A 6,722-nucleotide genomic window follows, 5' to 3' on the forward strand; every position below is an offset into this window, starting at 1 on the left:
AGAACTCCCTCCGGTCCCGCGTGCCGCCCGGCCACCTCCACCACCACCCGTCATATGCGGGATCCCTGCAGCCGTTCGCCCGCGAGGACCGCGGCTTTCCCGCATATGCGGTTCGTCGGGGCGGATCAGGCGGGGCGCAGCTCGTAGTGCGGCAGGCCGAGCGCGCCGATCTGCTCGTCGAGGGTTGCCACCTCCTCCTGCCAGGCGCGGTGGTCGGCCGACGTGTGCGCGGCGGCGAACTCCGGGCGCGTGCCGGCGGTGCGGACCACCTGGAGGGCGAAGGCGAGGGCACCGGCGTCGCGTGCGCGCCGGGCGATCTCGACGGCGTGGCGGGCGGCGGGGGAGCCGGGCACGACGGTCGTGCGCACCTCGTGGTCGACGCCCGACGCGACGAGCAGGTCGAGGCACTCCCACGCGAGGTGGCCGGAGCCGGGCCGCCGCACGACGTCGTCGTAGTCCGCGGGCAGCGCCTTGAGGTCCAGGCCCACCCAGTCGACGTCACCCAGCACCGCGGCCAGCCGCCGCGGGTAGGGGCCCGCGGTGTGCAGGCCGACGGCGAACCCCAGCCCGCGCACCTCGCGGACGGCCGGGAGGAGCGCGCCCTGCCGGGTGGCCTCCCCGCCGGACATGACGACGGCGTCCAGGAGGCGCCGTCGTCGGCGGAGGAAGGCGAGCACGTCCGCCCAGGGCAGCGTGCCGGGGGTGCGCGGCGCGATGAGCGCCGGGTTGTGGCAGTAGGAGCAGTCCCAGGGGCAGCCCTGGCAGAAGACCGTCGCGGCGAGCCGTCCGGGCCAGTCGACCGTCGACAGCGGCGTCATGCCAGCCACCTGGAGGTCGTCGGCGCGGGCCGGTGCGGGCGGCCGGCCCGCCGCGACGGCGGTCACGGCGCCACGACGGGGGAGGAGGCGGCGGCCTGCTCGGTGAAGAGCTCCCGTTCGGCGTGCTCGCCCTTCTTGCCGATGTTGAAGGAGCTGACGGGCCGGAAGTAGCCCATGACGCGGGTCCACACCTCGCAGGCCACCGGCTCCTCGCGCTCGACGGCGCAGCGCGGGCAGGTGTGGTGCTCACCGGAGAGGTAGCCGTGGTTCGGGCACACCGAGAAGGTCGGGGTGATGGTGATGTAGGGCAGGCGGAAGCTCTCCAGCGCCCGGCGGACGAGCTCCTTGCACGCCTGCGCCGAGGAGATCCGCTCGCTCATGTACAGGTGCAGGACCGTGCCGCCGGTGTACTTCCCCTGCAGCTCCTCCTGCCGCTCGAGCGCCTCGAAGGGGTCGTCGGTGAAGCCGACCGGCAGCTGGGAGGAGTTCGTGTAGTAGGGGTTGGCGTCGGTGCCGGCCTGGAGGATGCCGGGGAAGCGCTTGCGGTCCTCCTTGGCGAAGCGGTAGGTCGTGCCCTCGGCCGGCGTCGCCTCGAGGTTGTACAGGTGCCCGGTGGCCTCCTGGTACTCGACCATCCGCTCGCGCACGTGGTCGAGGAGACGGGCGCACAGCGCGTGCCCCCGCGGGTCGGTGAGGTCGTACTCGCCGAGGGTGAAGTTGCGGACCATCTCGTTCATGCCGTTGACGCCGATGGTCGAGAAGTGGTTCTCCAGCGTCCCGAGGTAGCGACGGGTCCAGGGGAACAGGCCGCCGTCGATGTGCTGCTGGATGACGATGCGCTTGAGCTCGAGGGTGTCGCGGGCGATGTCCATGAGCTCGTCCAGGCGGCGCACGAGCCCGGCCTCGTCGTGGGCGTGGACGTAGCCGAGGCGGGCCATGTTGACGGTGACGACGCCGAGCGAGCCGGTCTGCTCCGCCGAGCCGAACAGGCCGTTGCCGCGCTTGAGGAGCTCGCGCAGGTCGAGCTGCAGCCGGCAGCACATCGAGCGGATCATGCCCGGGTCGAGGTCGGAGCTGATGAAGTTCTGGAAGTAGGGAAGCCCGTACTTCGCGGTCATCGCGAAGAGCCGCTCGGTGTTCTCCGCGTCCCAGTCGAAGTCCTTGGTGATGTTGTACGTGGGGATCGGGAAGGTGAAGACCTGCCCGTTCGCGTCCCCCTCGGTCATCACCTCCATGTAGGCGCGGTTGACGAGGTCCATCTCGTGCTGGAGCTCGCCGTAGGTGAAGTCGCAGGGCTCCCCGCCGATGAGCGGCACCTGCTCGCGCAGGTCGGCCGGGCAGGTCCAGTCGAAGGTGAGGTTGGTGAAGGGGGTCTGGGTGCCCCAGCGGGAGGGGACGTTGAGGTTGTACACGAGCTCCTGCACGCACTGCTTGACCTGGTCGTAGGTCATGTCGTCGAGCCGGACGAAGGGTGCCATGTAGGTGTCGAAGGAGCTGAAGGCCTGCGCTCCGGCCCACTCGTTCTGCAGGGTCCCGAGGAAGTTGACGACCTGCCCGACGGCGGAGGAGAGGTGGCGGGCGGGCGCGGCGGAGATGGCTCCGGGGACGCCGTTGAGGCCCTCCTCGAGGAGCCGGCGCAGGGACCAGCCCGCGCAGTAGCCGGCGAACATGTCGAGGTCGTGGATGTGGAGGTCGCCCTCGCGGTGGGCGCGGCCCGCCTCGGGCGAGTAGACGCGGTCGAGCCAGTAGTTGGCCACGACCTTGCCCGAGGTGTTGAGCATCATCCCGCCCAGGGAGTAGCCCTGGTTGGCGTTGGCGTTGACCCGCCAGTCGCTGCGGTCCAGGTACTCCTCGACGGTGGTGACCGGGTCGACGTGGGTGGGGCGGTGGTCCATGGGCTTCTCCCGAGGCTCGTGCGGTCTGTGGCAGGACAGACGCTAGAGCCGGCGCGCGATGGAGGACCCGCCAGGTGTTGGGGTGAGTCGCGCCGAGGGCCACAAGATGTAGTGGTCCAACGGGACGAAGGCGACCGTCATGGGACCATGGTCCCGGCACCAGGAGGCGTCAGACGACGGTGAGGGTGACGGTCGTGCCCGGCACCGCGAGCTCGCCCGCGTCCGGCGACATGCTGCGCACGGTCCCGAAGATCCCGCCGAGCACCCGCTCGACCTCGACGACGAAGCCCGCGGCCTCGAGCTCGTCGGTGGCGGCACCCACCTGGCGGCCGATGAGGTCGGGGAGCTCGACCGGCTGCGGGCCGAGGGAGACCGTGATGGTCACCTCGTCGCCACGGTAGAGCTGGACGTCCTCGCCCGGCTCGGGGCTCTGGCTCACGACCCGGCCGGCCGGCACGTCGGGGTGGTGGTCCTCCTCGACGACGGCGCTCAGGCCGGCGTTCTCGAGGTCGGACACGGCGGTGTCGGTGTCGGCACCGACCACGGAGACGAGCTCGACCGGCTCCCGGCCGGCGGACACGACGAGGTCCACGGGCTGGTCGTAGGGGATGACCTCCCCGGCCTCCTGGCTCGCGGACATCACCTCGCCCTCGGGGACGTCGGCGTCGTACGGGGTCTCGACCTCGCCGACGCCCAGCTGCGCCTCCTCCAGCACGGTGGTCGCCTCGTCCTGCGTGAGGCCGACGAGCTCGGGCACCTCGACCATGAGGATGCCGCGGGAGACGTGGAGGACGACGGTGCCGTCGGTGCGCACGCGGTCGCCCGGGGCGGGGTCGGCGGAGACCACCTCGTCCTCGGGCACGGTGTCGTGGTGCTCGCGCTCGACGGTGAGGTCGATACCCGCCTCGCTGAGCACGGCGACGGCGTCGTCCTCGGGCAGCCCGACGACCTCGGGCACGGTGACGTAGGCGCCGGGCCCGTGGGTGAACCACCACCACGAGCCGCCGCCGGCGAGGGCGAGCAGGGCCAGCACCATGGTGAGCGCGAAGACCCGGCGACGACGGCGGCGACGGGCCGGCCCGGCGGGTCCGGGGTCGGGGGCGCCGGCGTGGATCGCGCCGATCGGCAGGGCGACCGTGCCGGCGGGCAGCGGCGTGACGTCGGTGGGGGAGCCGCCCGCCGCCTCGGCGTCCTCTCCCTCGACGGCGGGGGCCACGTCCGCGCGGCGGGCGAGGGTGGCCTCGTCCAGGGCGGCACGGGTGCGGCGCAGGAGCGCGAGGGCGCCGTCGGCGTCGGTCGGCCGGTCCTCGGCGTCCCGCGCGGTGAGGGCGGCGACGAGCTCGTCCACCTCCGCCGGGAGCCACTCGACCCGGGTGGAGGGCCGCGGCACGCCGTCGTTGACGTGCTGGAAGGCCACCCGGATCGGCTGGTCGGCGACGAAGGGCTGGGCGCCGGTGATGAGCTCGAACAGGACGATCCCGACGGCGTAGACGTCGGCGCGCGCGTCCGCGACCCCGGAGGTGACGATCTCGGGGGCGAGGTACGCGACGGTGCCGAGCACGGTGCCGGTCGAGGCGGCCGTGGCCTCGGTGACGGCGCGTGCGAGGCCGAAGTCGGTGACCTTGGGGCGCCCGTCACGCTCGAGGAGGACGTTCTCCGGCTTGACGTCGCGGTGGACCACGCCGGCGCGGTGCGCGCAGGCGAGGGCGTCGAGCACGCCGTCGACGACGTCGAGCGCGCGGCCGAGCGGCAGGGCACCCTGCCGGCGCAGCTCGGTGCGCAGGTTGTGGCCCTCGATGAGCTCCATCGTGAGGTAGCTCGTGTCGTCGGCCAGGCCCTGGTCGTAGATCGCGACGATCCCGGGGTGGTTGAGCCGGGCGGCCGACCGTGCCTCGCGGCGGAAGCGGGCGACGAAGTCCGCGCTCTCCGCCAGGTGCGGGTGCATGGCCTTGAGGGCCACGGTGCGGTCCAGGCGCCGGTCCAGCGCCCGGTAGACGGTGGCCATCCCGCCCCGTGCGATGCGGGCACGCACCTCGTACCGGCCGTCGACGAGACGGCCGAGCATCGGGTCGCTCACGGTGCGCTGCACGGGGCCGAGTCTAGAGCGGCGGGCCCGCCCCGACCGGTAAGGGGACCGGTGAGGCGGGCCGCGTCGTCGTGCTCCGTCAGAACTGCCGCATGAGGTTCTTGATGCCCGCGACGTAGTTGCGGGTGTCGGCGTACATGCCGTTGCGCTTGACCCCGGCCAGGCCCTGGTAGTACCCGGCGACGGCCTGGTCGAAGCTGTCGGCGGTGCGGACGAGCTGGCGCAGGATCGCGACGCCGGCGACGACGTTGTCCTGCGGGTCGAGCAGGTTGAGCTGGCGCCCGACGAGGTCCGAGGCCCACTGGCCCGAGCTCGGGATGACCTGCATGACGCCGACGGCGTTGGCCGGGGAGACGGCGCGGGCGTCGAAGCCGGACTCCTGCTGGGCGATGGCCAGGGCCAGCGCCGGGTCCACGCCCATGCTCACCGCGGTGCTGCGCACCATGGCGCGCATCTGGTCGCGGGAGGGGACGCTCATCGACAGCAGCGTCGCCTTGTTCGTGTTGGCCGCCCCCACGACGTCGCTCGCGTAGGTGCGCCCGAGGAAGGTGCTGCCGACGAGCTGGCCGCCGCTCGTGCTGCCGCCGCCGCCCGCGCTCGCGCCGCCACCGGAGCGGCCGGGCACGGTGAGCCGCTGGCCGACGTAGATGAGCCCGGAGCTGGGGAGGTTGTTGGCGGAGATGATCGCCGACGTCGTCGAGCCGTAGCGCGAGGCGAGGCCCGAGACGGTGTCGCCGCCCGCGACGACGTGCGTGCGGGAGGCGGTGCTGCTCACCGGGACGGTGGCCGGCCTGGCGGCGGGCTTGGCGGCGGGGGCCGAGCCGGAGCCGCCGCCCGAGACGGTGAGGCGCTGGCCGATACGGATGAGGCCGGGGTCGCTGAGGCCGTTGGCGGAGGCGATGCGCTCGACCGTGGTGCCGTAGCGCTGGGCGATGCCCGAGACGGTGTCCCCGGCGCGGACCACGTGGGTGCTCGCGCTCTGGGCGGCCGAGCGGCTCGCCGCGGGGGCGGCGCTCACGCCGGTGGCCGGCGCTGAGGTGCCGGGGATGGTGAGGCGCTGGCCGATGATGATGAGCGCGCGCGAGCCGAGGCGGTTGGCGGAGACGATCTTCTCGACCGTGCTGCCGTACCGCTTCGCGAGCGCAGAGACGGTGTCACCCGCTGCGACCGTGTGCGTGGTGGAGCTGGCGGCGCGGGTGGGGGCAGCGGTCGCGGCCTTGCCGGCGGCCGGTAGGCGCAGCACCTGTCCCACCTTGATGAGGGCCCGGGAGTTGAGGTTGTTGGCCGAGACGATCGCGGAGACGGTCGTGCCCGCGCGGGCGGCGATGGTGCTGACGGTGTCACCGGCGCGGACCAGGTAGGTGCCCGTCGGCAGGCTGCGCTGGGTGGCGGGCGCGGTGAGCGCGAGCGCCGTGGCGCCCACGGTGGGCGCGGCCGGGGCCGCGGTGGCGGCGCCGGCCGGCACGGTCATCGCCGCGACGGTGGTCGCCGCGAGCACGAGGCCCACGCCGGTGCGGCCGGCGGGGCGGGGCGCCCGGGTGCGAGTGCGAGCCTTCATCGATGTCCTCCGCGACAGGTCCCGGCGTGTCGCTCACGGGACCACAGTGGCTGGTGTTATTGGTGGGGCGAGTGTGAACGCTGTGACACTAGCGTTATCGAGGCGGCACGTAAAGGCGGGGGACGGCAGTGGCCTCCAGGGCTCAGTAGGCTGCCGGGATGACCGACTCAGACCCTCGCTGGTGCTCCCTGCCCGAGGTCGCCGAGATTCTCGACGTGCGGCTGCGCGACGTCCGGGACCTCCTGCGCGACCACCACCTGGCCGGCACGCGCCCGCAGGCGGAGGGGCCCTTCCTCGTCCCGCGCGACTTCATCGTCACCGCGGAGGACGGCGCCGCGCAGCCCGGGCCGGTGCCCTCGCTGCGC

4 protein-coding genes and 1 pseudogene are annotated in these 6,722 nt (G+C 73.3%); 1 reads left to right on the forward strand and 4 read right to left on the reverse strand.

Annotated features, from left to right (window positions below):
• Positions 1–125: 125 nt before the first annotated feature.
• The 4 genes from ACWPXV_RS05730 to ACWPXV_RS05745 all read right to left on the reverse strand — a co-directional run bounded on the left by ACWPXV_RS05730 (position 126) and on the right by ACWPXV_RS05745 (position 6,357).
• Entirely contained in the window at positions 126–884 is a 759-nt protein-coding gene (locus ACWPXV_RS05730) for an anaerobic ribonucleoside-triphosphate reductase activating protein (protein ID WP_454084330.1), read from the reverse strand.
• A complete protein-coding gene (locus ACWPXV_RS05735; RefSeq protein ID WP_454084331.1) occupies positions 881–2,713 on the reverse strand; it encodes a ribonucleoside triphosphate reductase in 1,833 nt (610 codons plus the stop codon). Before ACWPXV_RS05735 ends, ACWPXV_RS05730 begins: the two co-directional genes overlap by 4 nt.
• A gap of 169 nt (positions 2,714–2,882) precedes the next feature.
• Positions 2,883–4,802 (reverse strand): Stk1 family PASTA domain-containing Ser/Thr kinase, encoded by a 1,920-nt coding sequence (gene pknB / locus ACWPXV_RS05740; RefSeq protein ID WP_454084332.1) that lies wholly within the window; start codon positions 4,800–4,802, stop codon positions 2,883–2,885.
• A 76-nt stretch (positions 4,803–4,878) separates the two neighbouring features.
• On the reverse strand, positions 4,879–6,357 hold the full coding sequence (locus ACWPXV_RS05745; protein WP_454084333.1) for a LysM peptidoglycan-binding domain-containing protein: 1,479 nt from the start codon (positions 6,355–6,357) through the stop codon (positions 4,879–4,881).
• A 158-nt stretch (positions 6,358–6,515) separates the two neighbouring features.
• On the opposite strand from ACWPXV_RS05745, the pseudogene ACWPXV_RS05750 reads away from it, so the two are divergent.
• Positions 6,516–6,722, forward strand: a pseudogene (locus ACWPXV_RS05750) (hypothetical protein); the annotation flags it as partial.

The sequence above is a fragment of the Georgenia sp. Marseille-Q6866 genome, assembly GCF_965111665.1.

What these genes read in the sequence shown, in the direction of transcription:
- ACWPXV_RS05735 (WP_454084331.1), bottom strand. Translation starts at nt 2,713, where the DNA reads ATGGACCACCGCCCCACCCACGTCGACCCGGTCACCACCGTCGAGGAG.
- ACWPXV_RS05745 (WP_454084333.1), bottom strand. Translation starts at nt 6,357, where the DNA reads ATGAAGGCTCGCACTCGCACCCGGGCGCCCCGCCCCGCCGGCCGCACC.